This is a genomic window from Xanthomonas sp. 3307, assembly GCF_014199735.1.
GTDB classification, from domain to species: domain Bacteria; phylum Pseudomonadota; class Gammaproteobacteria; order Xanthomonadales; family Xanthomonadaceae; genus Xanthomonas_A; species Xanthomonas_A rydalmerensis.
This window is the reverse complement of sequence record NZ_JACHOG010000001.1, coordinates 402083-426829: the sequence shown is the minus strand read 5'-3', so window position 1 is coordinate 426829 and position 24747 is coordinate 402083. Positions and strand designations below refer to the sequence as shown.

The 24747-nt window shown below is 66.2% G+C and carries 26 protein-coding genes and 1 pseudogene; 16 read left to right on the top strand and 11 right to left on the bottom strand.

The window, feature by feature from the left end:
• Positions 1–9 precede the first annotated feature (9 nt).
• Complete coding sequence (locus GGR64_RS01840) at positions 10–468, bottom strand: SUF system Fe-S cluster assembly regulator (RefSeq protein WP_017913833.1); 459 nt, start codon at positions 466–468, stop codon at positions 10–12.
• A gap of 195 nt (positions 469–663) precedes the next feature.
• On the opposite strand from GGR64_RS01840, the gene GGR64_RS01835 reads away from it, so the two are divergent.
• Entirely contained in the window at positions 664–1131 is a 468-nt protein-coding gene (locus GGR64_RS01835; RefSeq protein ID WP_160970028.1) for an SET domain-containing protein-lysine N-methyltransferase, read from the top strand.
• Between the two features lie 362 nt (positions 1132–1493).
• Positions 1494–2039, top strand: coding sequence for a type 1 glutamine amidotransferase domain-containing protein (locus GGR64_RS01830; protein ID WP_184643612.1), 546 nt, complete (start codon positions 1494–1496; stop codon positions 2037–2039).
• A 134-nt stretch (positions 2040–2173) separates the two neighbouring features.
• Here the strand turns inward: GGR64_RS01830 and GGR64_RS01825 are convergent, their stop codons facing one another.
• From GGR64_RS01825 to GGR64_RS01805, 5 genes are all read right to left on the bottom strand, one after another.
• Entirely contained in the window at positions 2174–2770 is a 597-nt protein-coding gene (locus tag GGR64_RS01825; protein ID WP_184643610.1) for a DUF1439 domain-containing protein, read from the bottom strand.
• 91 nt (positions 2771–2861) lie between these two features.
• Positions 2862–3164: a DUF3861 family protein gene (locus GGR64_RS01820; protein ID WP_160970034.1), complete on the bottom strand. Its 303-nt coding sequence runs from the start codon at positions 3162–3164 to the stop codon at positions 2862–2864.
• Between the two features lie 94 nt (positions 3165–3258).
• The gene (locus GGR64_RS01815) at positions 3259–3825 is read right to left on the bottom strand and encodes a M23 family metallopeptidase (protein WP_184643608.1); all 567 of its coding nucleotides are present in this window, start codon (positions 3823–3825) and stop codon (positions 3259–3261) included.
• Between the two features lie 4 nt (positions 3826–3829).
• Positions 3830–4531, bottom strand: a complete 702-nt coding sequence (locus GGR64_RS01810) for a tellurite resistance TerB family protein (RefSeq protein ID WP_184643606.1) — start codon at positions 4529–4531, stop codon at positions 3830–3832.
• Positions 4532–4675: 144 nt separating this feature from the next.
• The gene (locus GGR64_RS01805) at positions 4676–5074 is read right to left on the bottom strand and encodes an HU family DNA-binding protein (protein WP_026143706.1); all 399 of its coding nucleotides are present in this window, start codon (positions 5072–5074) and stop codon (positions 4676–4678) included.
• Between the two features lie 289 nt (positions 5075–5363).
• Between GGR64_RS01805 and GGR64_RS01800 the strand changes: the two genes are divergently transcribed.
• Both GGR64_RS01800 and GGR64_RS01795 read left to right on the top strand, forming a co-directional pair.
• Positions 5364–5795 carry an OsmC family protein gene (locus GGR64_RS01800; protein ID WP_160962704.1) on the top strand — a complete coding sequence of 144 codons (432 nt, stop codon included), beginning with the start codon at positions 5364–5366 and terminating at the stop codon, positions 5793–5795.
• 225 nt (positions 5796–6020) lie between these two features.
• Positions 6021–6626, top strand: coding sequence for a glycine zipper 2TM domain-containing protein (locus GGR64_RS01795; RefSeq protein ID WP_160970040.1), 606 nt, complete (start codon positions 6021–6023; stop codon positions 6624–6626).
• A gap of 82 nt (positions 6627–6708) precedes the next feature.
• On the opposite strand, the gene GGR64_RS01790 is transcribed toward GGR64_RS01795, so the two are convergent.
• Positions 6709–7587 carry a PhzF family phenazine biosynthesis protein gene (locus GGR64_RS01790; protein WP_184643604.1) on the bottom strand — a complete coding sequence of 293 codons (879 nt, stop codon included), beginning with the start codon at positions 7585–7587 and terminating at the stop codon, positions 6709–6711.
• A gap of 38 nt (positions 7588–7625) precedes the next feature.
• Positions 7626–7751 (bottom strand): annotated as a pseudogene (locus tag GGR64_RS20785) (phenazine biosynthesis protein); the annotation flags it as partial.
• A 147-nt stretch (positions 7752–7898) separates the two neighbouring features.
• Between GGR64_RS20785 and GGR64_RS01785 the strand changes: the two are divergent.
• From GGR64_RS01785 to GGR64_RS01765, 5 genes are all read left to right on the top strand, one after another.
• The gene (locus tag GGR64_RS01785) at positions 7899–10508 is read left to right on the top strand and encodes a bifunctional aspartate kinase/diaminopimelate decarboxylase (protein ID WP_184643602.1); all 2610 of its coding nucleotides are present in this window, start codon (positions 7899–7901) and stop codon (positions 10506–10508) included.
• The gene (locus GGR64_RS01780) at positions 10492–10944 is read left to right on the top strand and encodes a hypothetical protein (RefSeq protein WP_184643600.1); all 453 of its coding nucleotides are present in this window, start codon (positions 10492–10494) and stop codon (positions 10942–10944) included. The genes GGR64_RS01785 and GGR64_RS01780 overlap by 17 nt, the downstream gene beginning before the upstream one ends.
• Positions 10941–12296 carry a UDP-N-acetyl-alpha-D-muramoyl-L-alanyl-L-glutamate epimerase gene (murL, locus tag GGR64_RS01775; protein WP_184643598.1) on the top strand — a complete coding sequence of 452 codons (1356 nt, stop codon included), beginning with the start codon at positions 10941–10943 and terminating at the stop codon, positions 12294–12296. The genes GGR64_RS01780 and murL overlap by 4 nt, the downstream gene beginning before the upstream one ends.
• Positions 12277–13710, top strand: a complete 1434-nt coding sequence (murD, locus tag GGR64_RS01770) for a UDP-N-acetylmuramoyl-L-alanine--D-glutamate ligase (protein WP_184643596.1) — start codon at positions 12277–12279, stop codon at positions 13708–13710. The genes murL and murD overlap by 20 nt, the downstream gene beginning before the upstream one ends.
• Before the next feature lie 79 nt (positions 13711–13789).
• The gene (locus GGR64_RS01765) at positions 13790–14593 is read left to right on the top strand and encodes a dienelactone hydrolase family protein (RefSeq protein ID WP_184643594.1); all 804 of its coding nucleotides are present in this window, start codon (positions 13790–13792) and stop codon (positions 14591–14593) included.
• Positions 14594–14990: 397 nt separating this feature from the next.
• On the opposite strand, the gene GGR64_RS01760 is transcribed toward GGR64_RS01765, so the two are convergent.
• Positions 14991–15989 (bottom strand): polyprenyl synthetase family protein, encoded by a 999-nt coding sequence (locus tag GGR64_RS01760; RefSeq protein WP_184643592.1) that lies wholly within the window; start codon positions 15987–15989, stop codon positions 14991–14993.
• Positions 15990–16269: 280 nt separating this feature from the next.
• Here GGR64_RS01760 and GGR64_RS01755 point away from each other — a divergent pair, with 280 nt between their 5' ends.
• The 5 genes from GGR64_RS01755 (at position 16270) to GGR64_RS01735 (ending at position 22119) form a co-directional block, all read left to right on the top strand.
• Positions 16270–16794: a single-stranded DNA-binding protein gene (locus GGR64_RS01755; protein ID WP_184643590.1), complete on the top strand. Its 525-nt coding sequence runs from the start codon at positions 16270–16272 to the stop codon at positions 16792–16794.
• Between the two features lie 137 nt (positions 16795–16931).
• On the top strand, positions 16932–18191 hold the full coding sequence (locus tag GGR64_RS01750) for a site-specific integrase (RefSeq protein WP_184643588.1): 1260 nt from the start codon (positions 16932–16934) through the stop codon (positions 18189–18191).
• Positions 18188–19714 carry a site-specific integrase gene (locus tag GGR64_RS01745; protein WP_184643586.1) on the top strand — a complete coding sequence of 509 codons (1527 nt, stop codon included), beginning with the start codon at positions 18188–18190 and terminating at the stop codon, positions 19712–19714. Before GGR64_RS01750 ends, GGR64_RS01745 begins: the two co-directional genes overlap by 4 nt.
• Entirely contained in the window at positions 19707–21695 is a 1989-nt protein-coding gene (locus tag GGR64_RS01740) for an integrase (RefSeq protein ID WP_184643584.1), read from the top strand. Before GGR64_RS01745 ends, GGR64_RS01740 begins: the two co-directional genes overlap by 8 nt.
• Positions 21688–22119 (top strand): hypothetical protein, encoded by a 432-nt coding sequence (locus GGR64_RS01735; RefSeq protein WP_184643582.1) that lies wholly within the window; start codon positions 21688–21690, stop codon positions 22117–22119. The genes GGR64_RS01740 and GGR64_RS01735 overlap by 8 nt, the downstream gene beginning before the upstream one ends.
• A 184-nt stretch (positions 22120–22303) precedes the next feature.
• Here GGR64_RS01735 and GGR64_RS21020 read toward each other — a convergent pair whose 3' ends face one another.
• Both GGR64_RS21020 and GGR64_RS01730 read right to left on the bottom strand, forming a co-directional pair.
• Positions 22304–22585, bottom strand: a complete 282-nt coding sequence (locus GGR64_RS21020) for a BPSL0761 family protein (RefSeq protein ID WP_326520293.1) — start codon at positions 22583–22585, stop codon at positions 22304–22306.
• A gap of 79 nt (positions 22586–22664) precedes the next feature.
• Positions 22665–23438, bottom strand: a complete 774-nt coding sequence (locus GGR64_RS01730) for a hypothetical protein (RefSeq protein ID WP_221236035.1) — start codon at positions 23436–23438, stop codon at positions 22665–22667.
• A 118-nt stretch (positions 23439–23556) separates the two neighbouring features.
• On the opposite strand from GGR64_RS01730, the gene GGR64_RS01725 reads away from it, so the two are divergent.
• Together GGR64_RS01725 and GGR64_RS20780 are read left to right on the top strand one after the other, a co-directional pair.
• Complete coding sequence (locus GGR64_RS01725) at positions 23557–23799, top strand: helix-turn-helix transcriptional regulator (RefSeq protein ID WP_221236034.1); 243 nt, start codon at positions 23557–23559, stop codon at positions 23797–23799.
• A 530-nt stretch (positions 23800–24329) separates the two neighbouring features.
• Positions 24330–24710 (top strand): hypothetical protein, encoded by a 381-nt coding sequence (locus GGR64_RS20780; RefSeq protein ID WP_260302545.1) that lies wholly within the window; start codon positions 24330–24332, stop codon positions 24708–24710.
• Positions 24711–24747: the final 37 nt, after the last annotated feature.

The following is a 24747-nucleotide window of genomic DNA, read 5'->3' as shown; positions in this document are numbered from 1 at the left end:
GCCTACAGGTCAGGTGGTCGCGAACCGCACGGCGATGGGACGCCGTTTCGGATCGCCGGAGGGGGGGAGGGGGTGGAGCATCTGCGCCAGGGTCACGCCGCGCAGCGCGTCGGCGACCACGTCGTTGATCAGCCGCCAGTTGGAACGCACGCCACAGGTCTGGGCGATGCTGCACTGGCTGCCGTGATGGCTGCATTCGGTGATCGCCAGCGGGCCTTCCATCGCTTCGACGATCTGGATCAGGGTGATGGCGTCGGCCGGCCGCGCCAGCCGGTAACCGCCGCGTACGCCGCGCAGGCCTTCGACCAGGCCGGCCTGAGCCAGCGGCTTGAGCAGTTTGCTGACGGTGGGCGGCTCCAGCCCGGCCTGTTCGGCCAGTTCGGTCGCGCTCAGCACTTCGTTCGGACGCGCGGCGAGCACGGTCAGCACGACGGTGGCGTAATCGGTGAGCTTGGTGACGCGGAGCATGGCGACACAGTGGTTTTTCAATGCGGACCGAAATTGTACTCTTTTGCGCCGCGGGGTCCAACCGAACCATTCATCTTTTATTTTGATCGCCGCGATCGGGGATCGCGCCGGCCGCGGTCGCTGCGCCGGGAGGCGCGGGCTTGGGATCGCGGGCGATGTGCGCCAGAATCTAGGCTTTCCTGTCCGGATCGCCGCATGCCCCGCAAGATCGCCGCCCGCAAGTCCCGCATCCATGGCAACGGCGTGTTCGCCGTGCTGCCGCTCAAGAAAGGCGAGCGGGTCATCGAGTACAAGGGCCGCCGCCGCACCCACGCCGAGGTCGACCGCGACGAGGCCGGCGATGTCGAGACCGGGCACACCTTCCTGTTCACCCTCAGCGACGACTACGTGATCGACGCCAACTACGAGGGCAACGACGCGCGCTGGATCAACCACAGCTGCGCGCCGAACTGCGAAGCGGTGATCGTCGAGGCCGAGGGCGAGGACCGTCGCAAGGACAAGGTGGTGATCGAGGCGCTGCGCGACATCAAGCCCGGCGAAGAGCTCACCTACAACTACGGCATCACCCTGGGCGAGCGGCACACGCCGCGGTTGAAGAAGATCTGGGAATGCCGCTGCGGCGCCAAGAACTGCACCGGCACCATGCTGCAGCCCAAGCGCTAGGGCGTGTCATCAATCCTCGAGCATGCCGCGCCGCGGTTGCGCGCGCCCATGGCCGCGTCATCGCTCGGGCGTGGACGGACGTCCACTTCCTCACTCTTCCTTGCCACAGGCGCGCGCAATCGCGGCCCTTCGGGTTGGGCCTGGCAGGCGCGCTGCCGGCGCCGCGCGGCTTGACCTGACGGCCAGTCAGGCGCTGCGCCACGCAACGCCGGCAGCGCGCCTGCCAGACCCAACGCGGCATACTCGGGAATTGGTGACACGCCCTAGCGTGCAGGCCGTGCACGCCGCGCCGACGCGCGGTTCACGGCCCTGCCACCGACGCGTTTCTACGGTGGGACTCCCCCTACTCGAGGAGTGACCCCATGAGCGCAATGCCTTCCCTTGCCGGCAAGCAGGTGGCTGTCCTGGCCACCGACGGTTTCGAACAGTCGGAACTGCAGGAGCCCAAGCGCCTGCTCGAATCCTGGGGCGCCAAGGTCGACGTGATCGCGCCGGGCGACGCCGACAGCATCCGCGGCTGGAACAAGAAAGACTGGGGCGACAGCGTGCCGGTGGACAAGCGTCTGCAGCAGGCCCAAGCCGGCGACTACGACGCGCTGGTGCTGCCGGGCGGAGTGATCAATCCGGACAGTCTGCGCACCGAGCCGACCGCGATCGCCTTCATCCAGTCCTTCGCCAGCGCCGGCAAGCCGGTGGCGGCGATCTGCCATGGCCCCTGGCTGCTGGCCGAAAGCGGGCTGGTGCGCGATCGCCAGGTGACTTCGTGGCCGTCGCTGAAGACCGACCTGTCCAATGCCGGCGGGCGTTGGGAAGACCAGGAAGTGGTGGTGGACGGCAATCTGATCACCAGTCGCAAGCCGGACGATATCCCGGCGTTCGCGCAGGCGGTGGCCAAGGCGCTGGGCTGAGTCCGCTGTGATTCGCCAGCGCCGCCAAGACGGTGTCGGGTGAACGATAGAAGCAGAAACGGCGGCCACGGCCGCCGTTCCTCTGTTTGCGCTCCCTGGTGATGGCTGTCGCTGCACTCAGGTCATCGCATGGGTTACTGCGCCGGGAGCATGCCCGCCGGCACCAGCTTGCTGATGTCCTGGTTGAAACGCACCACCAGGGTGCCGTTCTCCACGCCGGCCGACTGGATCTGCACGTCGCCCAGCATCGCGGTCAGACGCGGATCCAGCTTGTAGATCGGCTCCTTGCGCGCGTAGTCCTCCAGCCAGGCGTTGAGCAGCTCGCGGGTATTGGCGTCGAGCTTGCCGCCATTGGCGGCCGGGCGGAAATCGTCGATGGTCGGGGATTGCAGGTGGAAACTCTGGCTCTGCTGGTCGTAGCGCAGGGCGCTGGTCAGCAGCACCTGGCCCAGTGGCGTCGCCGCACCGCCGCCGGTGGCCATGCTCAGGTCGAACTGCATCTTCAGGCGATCGCCCGGCGGCAGGCTCAGCTTCGGATCGCGCACGGTCATCTTGATCAGCCCGCCCAGCGCCTTGTGCGTCTGCGGGAAGCTGCCGTCGAGGTAGTGCTGCACGTCGGCGGCGCCGACGCTGACCTGATGGCCCTGGATCGTCGGCTCGGCCTGGACCTGGGCGGCAGTGGCAAGCAGCAGCAACGCTGCGGTGCGCAGGGTGAGCTGGCGGAAGGTCATCGAGCGGGCCTTGGCAACGAAGAGGGTTTCACCATAACCGTGGGCGGTGAATGCGCGATTAGCGGAATCGCTGCATTCCCCGCCCCGATACTTACGCGGCAGGCGCAGGCGCCAGCCGGGCCAGCAGGGCGTCCAGCGCCGGCTGCAACGGCGCCAGCAGTGCGCGCGCCTCACTGTCGCTGCGCTCGCCCAGGCTGCGCAGCAATTGCGCGCCGACGATCAGTGCGGCCCGTTCGTCGCCGCGCAGTCCGGGCTGGCGCTGTGCTGCTTCGAGCAGGCGCATCCAGTCCTGCCGGCAGCGCGCCTCCAGTTCGATGGTGCAGCGGCCCTGGCAGGGCAGGCCGTCGTCCTGGATCGGGGTGACGGTGACGCGGTAGCGTTGGGAGGCGGTCATGGCAGTGGCGCACGCGGGGTGTGCGTCCAAGATAGGCGCGGCCGGCCGCCGCCACGAGCCTGCTGCCCGCGACGCTCTGTTCCAGTGCTTCCGTTCAGGGTGCGGCGCGCAGCAACGGCAATGGGTCGTAGGCGCCGCGCTCGGCATAGATGCCGTAATGCAGATGTGGCGGGGTGCCGCGCGCGTTGCCGCTGTCGCCGACCGCGCCGAGCAGGTCGCCGGGCTGTACCAGGTCGCCGACCTGCAGCCCCGGCGCCCATGTTTCCAGGTGCGCGTAGTAATGCCGCTGCCGGGCCGGGCCCAGCACCCAGACCTGGCGGCCGCCGAGGCCGCGGTCGGCGATGGCGACGACGATGCCGCGTGTCGCCGACACCACCGGCGTGCCGCGCTTGGCGAAGATGTCCACGCCGGCGTGCTGGCGGTCGCGCCCGCGTGGCGCACCGAAGGTAGCGGCGACGCGCCGCGGATCCACGCCTTCGACCGGCATGTGCAGCGCCGTCGGCGCCGGTGCCCGCGCCAACTCCCAGCCGACGCGCAGGCGCTGCGCCCACGGATGCTGCCAGGCCCAGGCCGCGGTCACCGCCAACCCGGCCAGCAGGGCCAGGCGCAGCAGCCCGCGACGCAGGCGCTGCGCTGGCGACGGCGTAGGCGCGGCGGCCATGCGCTCAGTCCGCGTGCAGGGAGGCCGCCTGTTCCTGCAGGCGCTGTTTCAGGGCGTCGTCGATGCCGAGTTGCCGTGCCAGTTCGTCCAGGTAACTGCGCTCCATGAAGCCCTGTTCGTCGGCGGCCAGGAGGCTGGCCAGGTACATTTCCGCGGCCATCTCGGGACTGGTCGATGCCCGCGCCACCTCGGCCGGATCCAGCGGCTTTTCCAGTTCCGCATGCAGCCATTGCTGCACGTCGGCATCGTTGCCGTGGAGGCGGGCGAACTCGCCTTCGATAAGGCTGCGTTCGTGCTCGTCCAGATGACCATCGGCCTTGGCCGCGCCGACCAGCGCGCGCAGCACCGCCTGGCTGTGCTGCTCGACTTCCAGCGGCGGCAGGCGGTCCAGCGTCTGCGGTTCGGGTGCGGCGGCACCGAGTTGCTGGCGGCGGTAGTCGCCATAGGCGCGATAGGCCATCAGCCCCAGCGCGGCCAGGCCGCCGTAGGTCGCCAGCTTGCGCGTGGTGCGGTGCTTGCCGAGCAGCAGGCCCAGCGCGCCGCCGCTGAGGGCTCCCTTGCCGAAGTCGGCGTTGAGCAGGCCGCCCAGGCCGCCGGCGGTCTGCGCCGGTGCGGCAGGAGCGGCGGTGCCGGTCTTGCCCATGGCCTGGCCGGCGGCACCCTGCGCCGATTGCAGCAGTTGGTCGAGAAAGCCCTGTAGTTTCATGCAGGTGATCCTGTCGAAGGGAATCACCGGTATAGCGGCCGCCGCCTTAGCGGGCCGTCAACCCGGTTGCGCAGGCGGCCCCAAAAAAAACGAGACGGCCGGGGCCGTCTCGTCGGTGTGCTTGCCTGGATCAGGCGACGCTGCTCAGAGCGCGGCGTCCTTGAGCTTCTTCAGCGGGCGCACCTTGAGCTTGGTGGTGGCCGGCTTGGCAGCGAACCACTGCTCTTCCTTGGTGAACGGGTTGATGCCCTTGCGCTTCGGCTTGGCCGGCACGCTGACGGCGGTGATCTTCAGCAGGCCCGGCAGAGTGAACGAGCCCGCGCCCTTCTTGCTGACCGAACCGGCCACGGCGTGCTCCAGCGAGGCCATCACGGCGCGCACGTCCTTGGCGATCACGCCGCTGGTCTCGGCGATGTGCGCCACGAGCGCGGACTTGCTCAGCACGTCCTTGATCGGCTTGGGAGCGGCCGGCTTGGCGGCAGCCTTGGTCGCTACCTTCTTCACTGCCTTCTTCGGGGCAGCCTTTTTTGCGGTCTTTGCCATGATGTCCTGATTCCGTATTTGGTGGTTTGGGTCGCGCCGACCCCGTCGGCATGGCGAAATGTAGGGCATGTGCTACGCCGCGCCAATAGGCCGGAAGCAAAAAAGCGCGAATATCCGCCGCAACCACGGACTTTTTTGCTGGCGGCCGGCGCCGGCACCGGCAAATCCGCGGGATGCCGCAGGTCTTTTGCCGCTGCGCGCGCGGCGAACGCGCCGGCCGCACAGCAGCACACGTGCGTAACGCCGCCTGTCCTAAGGTCGGCGCTCCACTCACCGACAGGAGCCTCGCATGGGCATTTCGCGTCACGCCACCGCGCATTGGGAAGGCGATCTCAAGACCGGCCAGGGCCGGTTGAACACGCCGCAGAGCGGCCTGCTGGAAAACACCCGCTACGCATTCAACAGTCGTTTCGGCGACGAGAAGGGCACCAACCCCGAAGAACTGATCGCCGCCGCGCATGCAGGCTGCTTCACCATGGCGCTGTCGGCCAAGCTGACCGAAGCCGGCTTCCCGCCGACGGCGCTGGACACCCGCGCCGACGTCGACCTGTCGATGGAAGGCGGTCCGCAGTTGTCGCAGATCCGCCTGAAGGTCAAGGCCGTGGTGCCGAACATCGAGGCCGCGCGCTTCCGCGAACTGGCCGACGACGCCAAGCAGAACTGCCCGGTGTCCAAGGCGTTGAGCGCGGTGCCGATCAGCCTGGAAGCCGAACTGGGCTGAACCTTGCGCGGCCCGGTGGCATGCCGGGCCGCGCGTGGGTGCAGCGCACCCGCGGCGCCGCCGCAGCGCAGTCCAGCGTGCGTCTCGCACCGGCCCGCATGGGTTGATTGCCCGATAGCTGTCGCGCCACTAAATGTGCGCGCCACAGCCGTCCCTATTCAGTCTGGTTTCACCGCCTCGGATCGAGCATGCAATCGCGCGATCCACGCGCTTGGAACCATCGCCATGAACAAGCTCTCGACCCGTCTGTTGACCGCTGCGCTCGCTGTCGGCGTCATCGGCTCCGCCGCCGCGCAGGACTACGGTTACACCCGTTACGACGACTACCGCGACCGCGGCTACGCGTCCGGCACCTACGAATATGCGCGCGTGGTACGCGCCGATCCGATCATGGTGCAGGTCAACGGCCCGCGCGAGACCACCGAGCGCTGTTACGACCGTCCGGCTTCGGGCAGCTACGCCAGCGACTACGGCTACCGCGGCACCGACGGCGGCCGCACTGCCTCGTCGGTGGTCGGCGGCATCGCCGGCGCCGTGCTGGGCAGCCGCGTGGGCGGCGGCAGCGGCCGCTTTGTCGGCACCGCGGTCGGCACCATGCTCGGCAGCCTGGCCGGTCGCTCGATCTACGACACCAACACCCGCGCCTATGGCGGCGGCTACGGTGGCGGCGTGGTCCGCGAATGCGACCCGGTGTCGTATCGGACCGAACGCTACGACCGCGTCGACGGCTACGACGTGACCTACGAGTACGGCGGTCGCTACTACCACACCCGCACCGCCTCGCCTCCGGGCGACCGCATCCGCGTCCGCGTCGACGTATTGCCCGACTGACCTACAGGGCGCCTCCTTCGAGGCGCCCTTTCTTTTTGCACGTTCGTTCGCGCCCGCGGCGCAGAACAGCAGACGCAGGCGATCAGGGCCAGTCGATGCGGCCTTCGATCACCGTCTGTACCTGGCCGCCCGACCACACCTCGCCAGCCTCGTCCACGCGCAGGGTCAGCAGCGCATCGTGGCCGACTTCGCGGCCCTGGCTGGCGACGTAGCGGCCGCCGTGGCCGGGCAGGGCCTTGCTGTGATCCAGCCATGCCGCCAGCACCGCGTTGGCCGCGCCGGAGGCGGCGTCCTCGAAGCGCCGGCCATTGCCGACGAACGCGCGCACGGCCAGCGCGTAAGCCGGTTCGCTGGCCCGCGCGTAGGCGAACACGCCCATGCTGGCGGTGCTTTCGGCCAGGGCGGCGATCGCGTCCCAGTCCGGTGCCAGCGCACGCAGCGTGGCTTCGTCGGCCACTTCGACCAACCACCAGCAGCGGCCGCCGTCCATGCGGACCGGCGGCAGCGCGCCGAGCGTCCAGCCGCGCAGCGCCGACTGCAGGCGCGGATCCGCGGCATCGGCGATCTCGGCCACTTGCGCGCGCGGCGTGCGGATGGCAATGCTGCGCACTCCGGCATCCACATCGACCCGCAACGGCAGCAGGCCGGCGATGCCGTCCTGGGTCAGCACGCCGTCGCGCGGCGTGGCGATGCCCGCTTCCAGCGCGACATGCGCGGTGCCGACGCTGGGGTGGCCGGCGAACGGCACCTCCTTCTGAGGGCTGAACATGCGCAGGCCGTAGCTGGCGTCCGGCCGCGTCGGCGCGAACACGAAGGTGGTTTCCGGCAGGCGCGTCCAGCGCGCGATGGCCTGCATCGTGGCGGCGTCCAAGCCATCGGCATCGAGCACCACGGCCAACGGATTGCCGTTGCCGGCGTGGGCGGAGAAGACATCGACCTGGAAGAAACGGCGTGCGGCCATGGCGGGAAACTCCGGACTGCGGTGGGGGAGGCCGGAGCTTACCAAGCGATCTTGTCAGCGATCACCGCGTGCACCAGTCCGCCGATCCACACCGCTTCCCCGTCGACCAGCAGCTCGACGCGGCCGTCGCGCCCGAGTTCGCGTCCCTTGCTGGCGACGTAGCGCCGAGCGGATTGCCCAGTCCCGGCTGGCGGAAAAGAGGTCCAGTTGCAGGTGGCAACGCTCGCTCATCGGCGCTCGGTTGGCAGTAGAATCGGGGGTTGCGCCCGCGCATGCCGGCGTTTTCCCCACATTCTAGACACCCCCACTCCATGTCAGCTTCCTCTCCTGCCGATCGTTGGATCGTCCTCAAGTTCGGCGGCACTTCGGTGTCGCGTCGTCATCGCTGGGACACGATTGGACGGCTGGCGAAAAAACGCGCGGACGAGACCGGCGCGCGGGTGCTGGTGGTGGTGTCGGCCTTGTCCGGGGTCACCAACGAACTGACTGCGATCGCCGACGGCAGCGCCGACAGCGCGCAACGCGTCGCCGCGCTGGAGCAGCGCCACCGCGAGTTCCTGGGCGAACTGGAGCTGGATGCCGAGGCGGTGCTGGGCGAACGCCTGGCGGCGTTGCGCGGCCTGCTCGTCGATCCGCGCGCGGCCGAGCGCACGCTGGACTGGCAGGCCGAGGTGCTGGGGCAGGGCGAACTGCTGTCCTCGACCCTGGGCGCGGCCTACCTGCGCGCCAACGGCCTGGACATGGGCTGGATGGATGCGCGGCAATGGCTGGACGCGCTGCCGCCGCAGCCGAACCAGAGCGCCTGGTCGCGGCGCCTGTCGGTGTCGTGCCAGTGGCAGTCCGATCCGCAGTGGCGCGCGCGCTTCGTCGCCCAGCCCACACGCATGCTGATCACCCAGGGCTTCATCGCCCGACACGAGGACGGCGGCACCGCCATCCTCGGCCGCGGCGGCTCGGATACCTCGGCGGCGTACTTCGGCGCGCTGCTCGGCGCCAGTCGGGTGGAGATCTGGACCGACGTGCCGGGCATGTTCAGCGCCAATCCGCGCGAGGTGCCGGATGCGCGCCTGCTGACCCGCCTGGACTACTACGAGGCGCAGGAAATCGCCACCACCGGCGCCAAGGTGCTGCACCCGCGCTCGATCAAGCCGTGCCGCGACGGCGGCGTGCCGATGGCGATCCTGGACACCGAGCGCCCGGAGTTGCCCGGCACCAGCATCGACGGCAACGCCCGCACCGTGCCCGGGGTCAAGGCGATCAGCCGCCGCAACGGCATCGTGCTGGTGTCGATGGAAGGCATCGGCATGTGGCAGCAGGTCGGCTTCCTGGCCGATGTGTTCACGCTGTTCAAGAAGCACGGGTTGTCGGTGGACCTGATCGGCTCGGCCGAGACCAACGTCACCGTGTCGCTGGACCCGAGCGAGAACCTGGTCAACACCGACGTGCTGGCGGCGCTGTCGGCCGACCTGGCGGAGATCTGCCGGGTCAAGATCATCGTGCCGTGCGCGGCGATCACCCTGGTCGGGCGCGGCATGCGCTCGCTGCTGCACAAGCTCTCGGACGTGTGGGCCACGTTCGGCAAGGAGCGCGTGCACATGATCTCGCAGTCGTCCAACGACCTGAACCTGACCTTCGTCATCGACGAGACCGATGCCGACGGGCTGCTGCCGATCCTGCACGCCGAGCTGATCGACAGCGGCGCGATGCCGGTGGAGGAGACCGAGGTGTTCGGCCCGCGCTGGCGCGAGATCGCCGGCACGGTGCGGCCGCGGCCGGTGCCGTGGTGGCAGGGCGAGCGCGCGCATCTGCTGCGCCTGGCCGAGGCCGGCACGCCGCGCTACATCTATCACCTGCCGACCCTGCGCGAACGCGCGCGCGCGCTCAAGGCGATCGCGGCGGTGGATCAGCGCTACTACGCGATCAAGGCCAATGCGCATCCGGCGATCCTGCAGACCCTGGTCGAGGAGGGCTTCGGCCTGGAGTGCGTGTCGCACGGCGAACTGCGCCGGGTGTTCGAGATCGTGCCGGAGCTGTCGCCGCGCCGCGTGCTGTTCACCCCCAGCTTCGCGCCCAGGGCCGAGTACGAAGCCGCGTTCGCGCTGGGCGTGACCGTGACGGTGGACAACGTCGAGGCGCTGCAGCGTTGGCCGGAATTGTTCCGCGGCCGCAGCCTGTGGCTGCGCATCGACCTGGGGCACGGCGACGGCCACCACGAGAAGGTCAACACCGGCGGCAAGGCTTCCAAGTTCGGCCTGTCGGCGACCCGCGTCGACGAGTTCGTCGAGGCCGCGCGCGCGCTGGACATCCGCATCGTCGGCCTGCACGCGCACCTGGGCAGCGGCGTGGAGACCGCGCAGCACTGGCGGCGCATGTGCGACGAACTGGCCGGCTTCGCCCGGCGCATCGGCAGTGTCGAGGTCATCGACATCGGCGGCGGCCTGCCGATCCCGTACAGCGCCGACGACGAACCGTTCGACCTGGACACCTTCGCGCAGGGCCTGGCCGAGGCCAAGGCGGTGCATCCGGCATTCCGCCTGGCGATCGAGCCGGGCCGCTACCTGGTCGCCGAATGCGGCGTGCTGCTGGCCCGCGCCACCCAGGTGATCGAGAAGGACGGCATCCGCCGGGTCGGCCTGGATGCCGGCATGAACACGCTGATCCGCCCGGCGCTGTACGACGCCTGGCACGACGTGGCGAACCTGAGCCGGTTCGAGCAGCCGGCCGAGACCGTGTTCGACGTGGTCGGGCCGATCTGCGAATCCAGCGACGTGTTCGGCAAGCGCCGGCGCCTGCCGGCAGGCACAGCCCCCGACGATGTGATGCTGATCGCCGACGCCGGCGCCTATGGCTACAGCATGGCCAGCACCTACAACCAGCGCGAGTTGCCCCGCGAGGAGGCGATCGATGGGCGCGCGGACTGAGTTCGTCGCGGGCAGCGCCGCGGCCGGTGCGGTGGCGATGGCGGCGGCCACCGCGCTGGACCAGTCCGGCACGTCGCTGCCGTGGACCGACAGCCTCAAGTGGGCGTTGCCGGCGCTGGCCGCGGCGGCGGCTGGCGCGTGGCTGGCATTGCGCTGGACGCGCCGCGTGCCCGTTGCCAGCGCCGGCGCGCTGGCCGTGCGCACCTTGCTGCTGGCCGTGTTGGCCTACCTGCCGGCGCTGGCGCTGTATGTACTGGTGGCGCTGCTGGCGTCCACCGCATCGGCGCCGACCGGATTGCCGTGGCAACTGCTGCTGATGGCCTTCGTGTTCGGCTGCCTGCCGTTGCTGTGGGCGGCCTTGCCGTTTTCGCTGATCGAATTTCTTCTGTGTCGCCGCTATCTGCGGCACACCCGTGTGCTTGCAGGACGTCCATGACCGCTTTCGACAAACAGCAGATCGCCACCTTCCGCTTCGTGCGCTGCGGCTTCGATGCCGACAGCGGCGTGGCGCGCCTGGTCTATGCGTTCGACGACGGCCCGGAGCTGGTGGAGACCATCACCGTGCCCGGCGCGCCGTTCGCGCTCGACCCGGCGCGCGCGCAGGCGGCGCAGCGCGCCCTGCGCCTGCTGCACCTGATCGCCGGCGTCAGCTACTACAAGGCGGCGGTGCCGCCGCGCATCGTCATCGACGATTACGCCATCGATGCCGAGACCGCCGCGCTGCTGGACAGCGTGTACCTGCATGGCCTGGGCGAGTTCGCCTATCGCAACGGCCTAGACCTGCGCGGACGCATCCGCTTCCCGGCCGGGGAGGCCGGTGCCGCCGAAGCGGCGGCGCTGGGGCTGCGCGACCAGGCCCTGGTGGCGATCGGCGGCGGCAAGGATTCGCTGGTCAGCATCGAGGCCCTGCGCGCGGCTGGCGTGGCGCAGACGGTGACCTGGATCGGCGGATCGCAGTTGATCCGCGCCTGCGCCGAGCGCACCGGGCTGCCGACCTTGAACATCGGCCGCACGCTCGCGCCTGAACTGTTCGAGCTGAACCGGCAGGGCGCGTGGAACGGGCATATCCCGGTGACCGCGGTGAACTCGGCGATCCTGGTGTTCGCCGCGGTGCTGCACGATGCCGGCCAGGTGGTGTTCTCCAACGAACATTCGGCCAGCTACGGCAGCCAGATCGCCGGCACCGGCGAGGTCAATCACCAGTGGTCCAAGGGCTGGGCCTTCGAGCAGGCGTTCGGTACCCAGGTGCAGCGCTACGTGGCCGCGGATCTGCGCTACTACTCGCTGCTGCGCCCGCTGTCGGAGCTGGCGGTGGCGCGGCAGTTCGCCAAGACCGACCACTACGACGCGCATTTCTCCAGCTGCAACCGCAATTTCCACATCCTCGGCGAGCGTCCGGCGCACCGCTGGTGCGGGGTCTGCCCGAAGTGCCACTTCGTGTTTCTGGCGCTGGCGCCGTTCATGCCCAAGACGCGGCTGGTGCGGATCTTCGGCCGCAACCTGCTCGACGATGCCGGCCAGGCCGGTGGCTTCGATGCGCTGCTGGAGTTCCAGGACCACAAGCCGTTCGAGTGCGTGGGCGAGGGCCGCGAGTCGCGGGCGGCGATGGCGGCGCTGGCGGCGCGTGCGGAATGGAAGGAGGACGCGCTGGTGGCGCGCTTCATCCGCGAGATCCAGCCGCAGCTCGACCCCGTCGACCTGCGCGTGGAGCCGCTGCTGGAACTGGACACGCAGCACCGCATCCCGGCCGACCTGTGGGAACGCGTGCGTGCGAATTTCGCAGCTTGAGTCGCAGCGCGTCGCGCTGTGGGGTTGGGGCCGCGAAGGCCGTGCGGCCTACCGCGCGCTGCGCGATAGCCGGGACCCGGGACCCGGGACCCGGAACGCGGCATCCGCGCCGCTGACCCTGTTCTGCACGCCGGCCGAAGCCGAGGAGGTCGCAATGCTTGGCGATCCTGCGCTGCAGGTGGAAACCGAGGCCAGCGCCGAGCGCCTGGCCGCGTTCGATGTCGTGATCAAGTCGCCCGGGATCAGTCCGTACCGGCCCGAGGCGCAGGCCGCGGCGGCGCGCGGCACGCGTTTCGTCGGCGGCACCGCGCTGTGGTTCGCCGAACATGCCGGCGCGGACGGCGTGGTGCCCGGCAGCGTCTGCGTCACCGGCACCAAGGGCAAGAGCACCACCACCGCGCTGCTGGCGCACCTGCTGCGTGCCGGCGGCCATCGCACCGGCCTGGTCGGCAACATCGGCGTGCCGCTGCTGGAAGTGCTGGCGCCGATGCCGCCGCCGCAATACTGGGCGATCGAACTGTCCAGCTACCAGACCGGCGATGTCGCCCGCAGCGGCGCGCGGCCGCAACTGGCGCTGGTGCTGAACCTGTTCCCCGAGCACCTGGACTGGCACGGCAGCCAGGCGCGCTACATCGCCGACAAGCTCGAGCTGGTCACCCATGCGCGGCCGCGCATCGCCCTGCTCAATGCCGCCGATCCGCAGCTGGCGACCCTGCAATTGCCCGACAGTGAGGTGCGCTGGTTCAACCGCGAGGACGGCTGGCACATGCGCGGCGAAGTGGTCTACCGTGGCGACACCGCGGTGTACGACAGCGCGCAGGCGCCGCTGCCGGGCCGGCACAACCGCGGCAACCTGTGCGCGGTGCTGGCCGCGATCGAGGCGTTGGGCCTGGATGCGGCGGCGCTGGCGCCGGCGGCCGATCGCTTCCGGCCGCTGCCGAACCGGCTGCAGACCCTGGGCACGCGCGACGGCGTGACCTATGTGAACGACTCGATCAGCACCACGCCGCATGCCAGCCTCGCGGCGCTGGAGTGCTTCCGCGGGCGGCGCATCGCGCTGCTGGTCGGCGGCCACGACCGCGGCCTGGACTGGCAGGACTTCGCCGAGCAGATGCGCCACGGCGCACCGCTGGAGATCGTCACCATGGGCGCCAATGGCCCGCGCATCCATGCGCTGCTGGCGCCGCTGGCCGCCGAGGCCGGCTTCGGCCTGCATGCCGCGGCCGACCTGGCGGAGGCGGTGGCGCTGGCGCGCGCGGCGCTGGGCGAGCAGGGCGGCGTGGTGCTGCTGTCGCCCGGTGCGCCCAGCTTCGGCGCCTATCGCGACTATGTGGCCCGCGGCCGCCATTTCGCCGCGCTGGCCGGGTTCGACCCGGACGCGATCAGCGCCATTCCGGGGCTGGGCATCGCCTGAGCCGCGTCGCGTGGGCGCACACATCGCGCTGGCGGCGCCTTGCGTACACTTCCGCGCTGGTTCCCACGGGAGAAGGGCGATGCGCACACGTTCGATGATGCGGTGGACCGGTCTGCTCGGCCTGGCCTTGGCGCTGCCGTTGCAGGCCTGGGCGGCGATGCAGGCCAAGCCGGTGGAGTGGCAGGTCGGCAAGGACAGTTTCAGCGGCGTGCTGGTCTACGACGATGCCGACCACGACAAGCGCCCCGGCCTGGTGATGGTGCCGAACTGGCGCGGCGTGAACGACTCCGCGGTGGAAAAGGCCAAGCACCTGGCCGGCGACGACTACGTGGTGCTGGTGGCCGACGTCTACGGCAAGGGCAAGCGACCGGCCAACGATACCGAGGCCGGACAGTTCGCCGGCGCGTTGAAGAAGGATCCGGCCACGCTGCGCGCGCGGGCGTTGGCGGCAGTGGCGGCGCTGAAGGCGCAGGCCGGCAAGGCGCCGCTGGATCCGGCCCGGATCGGCGCGGTCGGCTTTTGCTTCGGCGGCACCACGGTGCTGGAACTGGTCCGTGCGGGGGCGCCGCTGGCCGGCGTCGTGAGCCTGCACGGCGGCCTGGCCACCGCGGCGCCGGCGGCTGAAGGCAGTGCCAAGGCGCCGGTGCTGGTGCTCAACGGCGCCGACGACAAGAGCGTGAGCCGCGACGACATCGTTGCCTTCGAGCAGGAGATGAACCGCGCCGGCGCCGACTGGCAGTTCGTCAACTTCAGCGGTGCCGTGCATTGCTTCGCCGAAGCCGACGCCAACAGCCCGCCGGGCTGCCAGTACAACCCGCGCGCAGCCAAGCGCGCCTACCGGATGCTTGAGGATTTCTTCGAGGAGCGGTTCGGGCGGGAGTAGGGAGGTGCCTCGCGCTGCGCGCTTGGCGGGATTGGGGATTGGCAAAAGCGGTGGATCGCGCTTTGCCAATTCCGCTGCGTAACCAGACCTAAAGCGTGTGCGCTGCTGACTTTGCAGCGTGAGCCGGTAACGTGCCAGGCCTCAGCCAACCGGCTTTAACGAATCCCCATTCCCGATTCCCCAATCTCTCCGGCGCGCACAGCGCGCCGGGATTTGGGAGGTGCCTCGCGCTGCGCGCTTGGCGGGATTGGGGATTGGCAAAAGCGGTCCGTCGGCGCCGCCTAACTGACCGGTTGGTGTGGCGAGCCTCGCAGCGCTTCAGGCGTCAGCCAAGCCGCCGTTGCGAATCCCCAATCCCGACTCCCCAATCCCAATCCGGCGCGCACAGCGCGCCGGATCAATGCTTCCGCGAGACCGCGTAGCGGGCCAGTCCGCGCAGCGCGGCTACGGCCTCGTTCTCCGGCAGGCCGTCCAGCGCGCGCTCGGCGGCGGCGGCGTAGTCGGCCGCACGGCGGCGGCTGTAGTCGATGCCGCCGCTGGCCTCGATCGCGGCGAGCACTTCCGGCATCGCGCTGGCATCGCCCTGTTCGACGATCTGGCGCAGGCGTGCGCGGGTGGCGTCGTCGGCGTGCACCATGGCGTGGATCAGCGGCAGTGTGGCCTTGCCCTCGGCGAGGTCGTCGCCCAGGTTCTTGCCCAGGTCGGCAGCATCGGCGGTGTAGTCGAGCACGTCGTCGGCGATCTGGAACGCATAGCCCAGTTGCATGCCGTAGTCGTACAGGCGCGCCTGCACCGCCTCGCTGGCGCCGGAGGCCAGCGCGCCCAGGCGGGTGCCGGCGGCGAACAGCACCGCGGTCTTGCGCTCGATCACCCGCAGGTAGGCGCCCTCGTCGGTGTCCGGGTTGTGCACGTGCAGCAGCTGCAGCACCTCGCCCTCGGCGATGCGGTTGGTGGTGTCGGCCAGCAGGCGCATCACCGCCATGCTGTCCAGCTCCACCATCAGCTGGAAACTGCGCGAATACAGGAAGTCGCCGACCAGTACGCTGGGCGCGTTGCCCCACAGCGCGTTGGCGGTGCTGCGGCCGCGGCGCAGGTCCGACTCGTCGACCACGTCGTCGTGCAGCAGGGTCGAGGTGTGGATGAATTCGATGATCGCCGCCAACTGATGCTGCATCGGCCCGCCGGCGCCGCAGGCGCGGCCGGCCAGCACCACCAGCATCGGCCGCAGGCGCTTGCCGCCGGCGGAGACGATGTGGTCGGCGATCTGGTTGATCAGCACGACGTCCGAGGCCAGGCGGCGGCGGATCAGGGCGTCCACCTCGGCCATGTCCGGCGCGGCGAGCATCTGGATCTGGGGCAGGCCCAGGGCGGTGCTGGGGGATTCGGCGATGCTCATGCGGACAGGACTGGAAACGTGCGCAAAGTATAGGCTGCGCGGCCACATCCGTCCCGCGGTGGGGCGGGGCCCGGGCCGGAGGGCTTGCCACGCCTGGGTCCGGAGCGCCCTGCGGGTCTCGCCCCGGCAGGATTCCGACAGGCCAATGCGGCGTTTTCCGGCATGCCCGCGGGCGCCTGGCGCAGGCCGGCCCATCCCGGCGATGTTAGGATTGCTCCCCGAAATCTTCTTTACCGCTCTGCGTGCCCCCGGCCGCGGAGACCCCAGACGGAAGCAGCTCATGGCCCGCGGCATCAACAAAGTCATCCTCGTCGGCAACCTCGGCAACGATCCCGACACCAAGTACACCCAGGCCGGCATGGCCATCACCCGGATCAGCCTGGCCACCACCAGCGTGCGCAAGGACAAGGACGGCAACCAGCAGGAACGCACCGAGTGGCATCGCGTGGTGTTTTTCGGAAAGCTCGGTGAGATCGCCGGCGAGTACCTGCGCAAGGGCAGTTCGGTCTACGTCGAAGGCTCGATCCGCTACGACAAGTACACCGGCCAGGACGGCGTGGAGAAGTACTCCACCGACATCGTCGCCGACGAGATGCAGATGCTCGGCGGCCGCGGCGAGGTCGGTGGTGGCGGCATGGGCGGTGGCGACCGTCCGCAGCGCTCGGCGCCGCCGCGCCAGGAACGCTCCGGCATGGGCGGTGGCGGCGGTGGTGGCGGGCAGGATTACGCGCCGCGCCGGCAGCAGCCGGCCCCGCAGCAGTCCGCGCCGATGGACGACTTCGCGGACGACGATATCCCGTTCTAGGTTGTACCACAGCCATAAGCGTTACTTTTCAGTGGAAAGGCCCGCTTTATGCGGGCTTTTCTGTGCATGGATGCTGTTGCGTATGGACCATTCCGGAGTAGAGTTCTTGCTACCACCTGTTGCTTTGGTAAGTAGCCATGAGCACAAGGAAAGGCGCCATTGTTACGACCATCCTTTTCAAGGATGGAGAGCGGCTCCCGATACTGCAGGACGAGCAGGGAACTCCTCTGTGGAATCCGACGCTGTATGTGACCACCCAACTCAGAAACGCGAGTTTGGCGCCGTCGACGACGAAAGCAGCGCTGGACGCAATCAAGCTCCTGAATGCGTGGGCTGACTCAAGAGGCATCGACCTTGAAGCAAGGCTGGCTCGCCGTCAGTTTCTTTCGGACATTGAACTACAACTGCTAGCCACGTTCCTCAGAACGCGGGCAGCAACGGCAGAACTCAATAATCGGCCCTTATCGTTGGCGAGATATGCCAGTCGCGTACGCGCCGCGCCCGGTGCGGCGCGTACGCAGGTAGATCCCCTAACGGCCTATAATCGAATCACGGCGGTTGCGTCCTATCTGGACTGGCTCGCCAAATACCTCTTGGAGCGTGAAGCAAAGGGAGTTGATGAGGCGGCATCGCAGGCCATCGCGCTCATGGGAGAGCGCCTGAAAGGCAAGCGAGGCCGGAAGCGAAAGTCCAGCATCAGCGCACGAATGGGTTTGGATGAACCGCAAAAATCCCTTCTGGATGAAATGCTGGGCGCCGGCAGCGCCGTCAACCCATTTCAGCCAGAAGTCCAGACCCGGAACGCTGTCATCTTGGACCTGTTGGATCTGGGGCTTAGGGCAGGCGAACTGCTTACCCTTAAGGTCTCGGACTTCGACTTTCAGGCCAACACCTTCACGGTCGCGCGACGACATGGTGACAGGTCCGACCCACGCAGGAGTCAGCCGGTCGTAAAGACAAGGGACCGGGTATTGCCGATCACGGACGAACTCGCGCGGCGGATCCTAGGCTACGTATGGACTGAGCGAAAGAGTTGCCCGGCATCGCGACGGCATGAGTTCCTCCTTGTGACGCACAAGCTTGGCCCTCATCACGGGCGGCCCATGTCGTACCAGGCGCTGTCTAAGGCATTCGCCAAGCTGCGCAATGCTGCGCATGGAAGACTCGACGGATTGTCGCCACACGTGATTCGGCATACCGCCAATGATCGGTTCTCGCGGCAGATGGAGTCGCAGGGGACGCCGCCCGCCCAGGAGGAGAAGATGCGGTCTTACATCATGGGTTGGCGGGAGGGCTCGGGCTCGGCAGCCACATACACGCGACGTCACACCCAGCGCACAGCCATGGAAGCGTCCCTGAGGCTTCAAAAGTCCAAGCGCAACAGGGGGCCGGCATGAAAGTTATCAGCCGTGAAGGATACGAACTGGATGTAGAAGATGTCGCGTGGGTTCTGTCGCGGGATGTCACCGTCCACTTGGCGTGGGTTCGGGGGTCTCTTGATGGGGAACTGCGGGACGGGTTCCTGAGCGTTGCATCTTGGTATGTATCGAAGTTCGCTCCTGGCACGGTGATGGCAGCCCTTCGCGAGTTCAGGAACTTCATCAAATTCCTAACTCATCGTGCAGGCCGTGTGGTGTGCGTGTGCTCCACGGACCTAATCAACTATCGAAATACCCTAAGTGAACAGGAACAGTGCCGGCTGCCATTCCTTGTGACATTGCTCCGGCACTGGATCAGGCTCCAGGCGCCTGGCATCGACAAAGAAGTGCTGAAAACGATCAGCATATGGAAGTTAAAAAATTCACCGAAAGGCGTTGCGGTCAGGACGCGATGTTCCAAGAAAGGCCCGCTCTCGCAACTGGAGTACGAGGGTTTGACAGATCGCCTAGTGCAGGCTTTCTCCGATCGATCCATAAGTCTGAGCAGCTACGTCTTGGCGGATTTCTTGATCAGCACGGGCCGAAGACCTAGTCAGCTCGGAGACATCAAGTTGGTGGATATAAAACGTCCAGATGCGGGAGTTCAAGAGGAGTGTGGCCTGGTCGTGCTGGTTCCAAGGAGAAAGCAGGCCCGCATTTGGAGATCGGAATTCAAGCCCGCCTACCTTACCCATGAGAAGGCGGCGCCGATGTTGGAGCTGGTGGAACACACCACGCGGCGCATGAAGCGCTTATGGCCAGCACTGTCGCAAGACGATATCGACCAAGCACCGCTGTTTCCTTCGTGGCGCAACGTGCGGCGTGCGCGCGGCCTTCCTCTCGCCGAGGTGCGGCAAAGGCTGCGGTCGGAGGCGTTCCATGTAAGGACGAAATCCATCGGCACTCGTTTGGAGCGGACGGTTGCGCGTCTAGAGGTCCCCTCTGAGCGCACACGCAAGAGTCTGCACGTCTTTCCGCTGAGGTTGAGGAGAACGGTCGCCACTCGCGCCGCTAGGGAGGGGCTCGGGACGGTTGTGATAGCAGAACTACTTGATCATACCGACGACCAGAACGCACGCGTCTACACCGAGAATGTGCCTGAACACGTGGTGGCCATTGATGCGGCGGTTGCCGCGCAGCTTGCACCCATCGTTCAGGCATTTTCGGGCATGTTGGTGGATAAGGAAGCCGAGGCGCTGCGCGGAAACGACATCGCCAGCCGGATTCGGTGCGACGGCGGATCGAATGTGGGAACTTGCGGCTCGTTTGGCTTTTGTGGTGCCAGTGCACCTCTGGCTTGCTACACCTGCAAGGCCTTCCAGCCTTGGCTAGACGCGCCCCACCACGAGGTCTTAGATCGACTCTTCCAAGAGCGCGAGCGGATCCGCAGCATCACAATGGACGACTCGATTGCGGCGATCAATGACAGGACCATCGTTGCGGTGTCGCAGGTCATTGCCCTGTGTGCGCGCCGGAAGGCGGAATTGCACCGCCATGGCTAGATCGGTGCCGTTTAGTTCGAAAAGGCAGCGAGATGCCGCGCAGAAGCTCGCATCGTTCATTGAGACGTGCAGGTACAAGCTGACGGTATTCGGCGCGGACTTGAATTGGGAGGAGAACCAATGGCGCAATCCCGGCGTCTCGTTTGGGAATCTGGATCAAACAAGCCGGGTGCTGAAGGCCGGGAATGTGCTACGGGCGCCTTTCCTCTCCTTTGCAAAGGCCTACTTTCGCTACATGCAGGGCGTCGCCGAGCGCAAGGCCTTCACGGAGATGCGGGCACTACGAGTACTGGAACGGGCGCTCGTCAATCAAACAGGCGGCGCCAGCATCGCCGACGTCGATGGGCGCATCTTGGATGCGGCGGCGGTGCTGGCACGTGACGTCTATTCTGCGGGGGTGGCGTATCAGGCGGGAAGAGAATTGGCTAAGCTCGCGACGTTCCTATCGGACGAGGAGCTGGTGCCCAGGTGCCTGCAGTGGGTGAACCCGATCGCACGTCCTGCGGATTCGGTTAGGACCGGACGGCAGGCGAGGGAGGAACGGGAGCGGAAGTTGCCCGAAGCGGCCGCGATAGAGGCGATGGCGGAGTTGTTCGCCTCCCATCCATCCGAGCCACGTGACATCTTTACAACCTCGTTGGCGGCGATGTTGCTTTGTTCGCCCTCACGTGTCGCCGAGGTGCTCGCGCTGGAAAGTGCGTGCGAGGTGCGAGAGACGTGCGAAGACGGATCGACCTCCTATGGCTGGCGGTTCTGGCCAGGAAAAGGCGCGCCCCCCTATGTGAAGTGGATCCCCAGCGTAATGGTTCCGCTCGCCGAAGAAGCCATCGGTCGCGTGAGGCACATTACGCATGATGCGCGCTGGCTGGCATCCTGGCTTGAATGCAAGCCCGACCAGTTTCCAAGGCATGCGCAATGCCCCAAGGTTGCGGAAGACGATGCGCTACACCTAGATCAGATCGGGGCGGCGCTGGGTCTCCAAGATGTAAATCCCAACTATATTAGGGGCGAAATTAACCGGCGAGGGTTCTCTCTGAGGCATGGCCGCATCACGCTGAGGATGCTCAACGAATGGGTTCATTCGCAGCTGCCTACGAATTTCCCCTGGTATGACAAGGATCGCAAGCTACGCTTCGCTGACGCCTTGTTCAGCTGTCTGTCAAATCTCCTAGATACTGAACGACGAGTCATTCCCGTTGTCTTGAAGAAGCCGACGTCCAACATCTTCAATGACGACGTGGGAAGTCGGGAGAATTCCGCATCTATCTTCGAAAGGCATGGGGCTTTGATCGATAAGAAATCGAAGAAGTTGACATCCCACCAGTTCCGGCACCTTCTCAACACGATGGCACAGCGGGGGGGTATGAGTCAGGCGGACATCGCGGTCTGGTCCGGCCGAACCGATATCAAGCAGAATCGGGACTATGATCACTTGTCCGAATTCGAGGTCGTGGAGATGATCAAACGCCACGACCCTTCGCTAAATAAGGGTGCGGCGACCGATAGTGGGGTCAGGGACTTAGCGAACAAGCTTCCAATGACCCAGGAGGAATTTGACCTTCTTTTGGTTCCGACCGCGCATGTCACCGAATACGGCTACTGTGTCCACGATTTCGTCATGGCGCCGTGCCAGCGTTTCCGGGACTGTCTGAACTGCAGTGAGCAGATCTGCGTGAAGGGTGATCGGCGGGTGGCAAGGATGAAAGAGCGACTGGTACAGGTGAACGCACTGGTGGAGCGCGCTTCGCTCGAGATCGCCAACGGCACCGCTGGCGCGGATCGCTGGTTCGAGACGCACCAGATGACGCAGCACAGGCTTGCACAACTGATCGAGGTCATGGAGTCCGCGCAGGTTCCCGACGGTACCCTGATCAGGTTGAAGACGGACCAAGAGTTCAGTCCCGTGCGCAGGGCGCTTCGAATGCGCTCCACCGCACTACCCCCTGTAGACGGTCAGGCCGGAGTGCTTAGCAATGGGTAGACATTTGCGAGATCGCGATGTCCAGCGCATCGTAGAGATTCTCGATGGGTGGAAATCCGAGCTGACCTGGGAGGCCTTGGTCCAGACATGCCAGAAGCGTCTTGATCTTCAGCCGGTGCGCCAGACCCTCTATCGTTCGATGAGAATCCGGGAAGCGTATGAGCTGGCCAAAGCGCGGGTGCGGTCAGACGCGTTGTCGGTGCCGTTGCCCTCCTCGCTGCGCGCGGCAGGCGAACGGATTGTTCGCTTGGAGGCGGAAAACGCCCGGTTGCGGCGCGAGAATGACGGGCTGATGGGGCAGTTCGTCATCTGGCAGTACAACGCGCATCTCAGAGGAATGTTCGAGGCTGAACTGAACTGTCCTCTTCCTGAGGTGGACTTGGGGCTAACGCAGCGAAGGAAGAATCCACGCAAGGGCATTTAGAGCGGAAAAATGGGGAAATCGGAGGAGCTAGTGCAAAGAACGCTTCTAGATGACTGGCCACTCCGACGCAATGCGAATGATCCGGCTTGCGTCCTGCTTTCAAAATTTTGTGCTCAACTCTTCGAGTGAGTGGCTAAATATCTCTTGGTGCACGTCTGGTTGAGCTAGATCGAATCTTGGCCGGCTAGTCCTCAAGTTCGTAATACAGCCTAGAGATCCTATCGCTAAGCCCCATGGTCAACGGTCCGTACCGATAGCTTTCAACCCAGCCAGGATCAGGCTGCGGCAGGAAGTGCCCGATGGCCGATGGAGTAACGGAAAGAGCGCAACCTGGCGTGGGGTAGTGACGTGTTAGTCGGGCCGCTTCGCGGCGTACCTCAACGGGCAAGCGCTCATCAAGCGCAAGCTCTACCAAGAAAGCGCCAGCCTGGTAGAGGTGGCGGGTACTTTCCTCGGGTGTCGTCATATGTGCATCCTGACAAAGGGCGAGCAATTGGGATTAGAAGTCCTAGGCATGGTTCACGATCTCGGCCTGCTCGCGTTTGCTAGTCGCCTTGGGGAGGTGGCAGCGTCCAGAACTTCTTTCCCATCGGCGCGATTCGTGTCAGGAAGAGTTCCAGCAGTATCGGGCGGCGCCAGTGGATGTCCGGTACGAAGCTGTACTCGTCATCAGCAAGATCCTGGTTGGACTGCCTGGCCGCGAGCCAACGCCCCCGGCGCCGTAGATGTGTTTGTAGGATGACGTACAGAGTGTCTATACCAAACTCCCCCTGGGACAATGTAGCGGCAGCATGGCGCACGCTCACCCATGCAAGGTAGCGGCGCCTACCTACGGAGTAGGAAGCCCACTCCGTTCGTATTGCCAAGATGAGTGCTCGGACGTCACCGCCATCTAGCCGATGGCGCTGCAAGAGATGTACAAGATAGGCTTCGCTATCTCCATCAGCGAGCAAGCGCCAGAGAGCATCGCGAGAAATCCCGTCGTTCTCGGCCAAGCGAAGTTGCAGCGCGTCGTCAAGACCGGTCTGGATTTCTATGCTCGGCAAATCAAGATCAAAGTAGCGCCAGGCCACTGGCTCATAGACGGCCCTGTACGTTGCATCGGCAGGAGATGTAGAGCGTGTCAAGATGCCCGCCAGCTCTAGGAACTGGAGCAACTGCTCGGTCAAGCAAGGGCGAGAAGTGATTGGGCTTGGTTGCTGGGTGGAAAGGTGCAGGGCGCACCAAGCAGCAGTGCCCATCAATCCGACACGCTCGGAAGCGCGCAGCAGCGCGGTGCGAGGAGCTAAGAGGGTCGGTTGAGTCTGGACATGGGCCACGCATATCTCGGTGGGATCCAGCCTCTAGCGTATCAGGTGAACGGAGGGAGGGCTACATGATTTTCATGTAATCAGTAGGTCGCGCATAGATTGCTGGTCGCATTCAGAAATCGCGACCATGGCAATCAAGACGATCTATGACGGGCAATACCGCGAGCTGGTCTACCAGCTACGTGCGCGTCGTGAGCGGCTGGGAATCTCGCAAAGTGATCTTGCTCGCCGGTTGAGCTGGCCACAACAACGCCTGTCGGCGATCGAAGCAGGCGCGCGTCGACTGGACGTCTTGGAGTTCGTTCTGCTTACGAGGGCCTTAGATATAAGCGCAGCTACTGCCACCAGGCTTTTGTTTCCAAAAAGTTAGAGAACTGGCGCCTATAGGTCGTTCGCGCTAGTCAACGCCTTGCTGTTGAGCGGAGCACCCATGGGTTCCAGGACCAAGCGTCAATCGATAGCATGGATAGATTGCCGGCGGCCGGTGCCGCGGTGCCCGGTATGTAGCGTGTAGCCAGCGATTCGGGGCAATACCTACGACCGCAAGCGGCAAGGATCTCTTCGGAGTTTTCTAACACCGCGAAGAGTTTTCAACTGATGAGAGCGGCCGGCTTACGATGGCAATCCTTCTTCGTCGTCCAGGCCACATCACCCACCAGTTGGGGGGGGCGAGGCCAGAACCTCCACTCAAGCGCCGACGACCAGATGCCTCGCATACGAGGCCTTTGCCTTTTGCCCTTGAGGTTCCTGGACCAGGCAGGGGCGGCATGGTAAGGCCGCAGGCCGGAAGACATCTGTCTATCCTTGTAGACGATTTGAGCGACTCTGGAGCTGGCGCTTGCCCGCAGATCTGGCCAGCAGTGGCGTTTTCGCACCGTTTTCCTTGTCAAGGAACGAACGATGAAAACCCTCTCTGGAGCACTGGTCGGGTTGACAGTGCTGGCGGCCGGCCTCTCTCCGGTCGCCAAGGCAGCGGACCAGGTGATGAACCCAAGTGACGTCATCGAGGGTATGGGAGAGCGCGTACCTCCGGGCAAGCAGAACGTCAGCCTGTCCACACTGTTCCAGGTCTACACCTTCGAAAAGTCGGGACTAAAATTCGTTCAAATTAACTCCTTGCGGGACGAGGTCCTCACGGTCATCGTCGTGACCCCGGGTGCCGAATCCCGCCTGCCGATCGGCTCCGCGGCAGGCCAACCATTGCTCTTGATCAACGACGAGCCGCTAGCTTGTAGTCCGGGTAAGCAGCAATCCGAGGACGTTTGGACTCGTCGATCCTGAATCGTGACACGGTGATAGGTCTTCGGTCCGCCCAGGC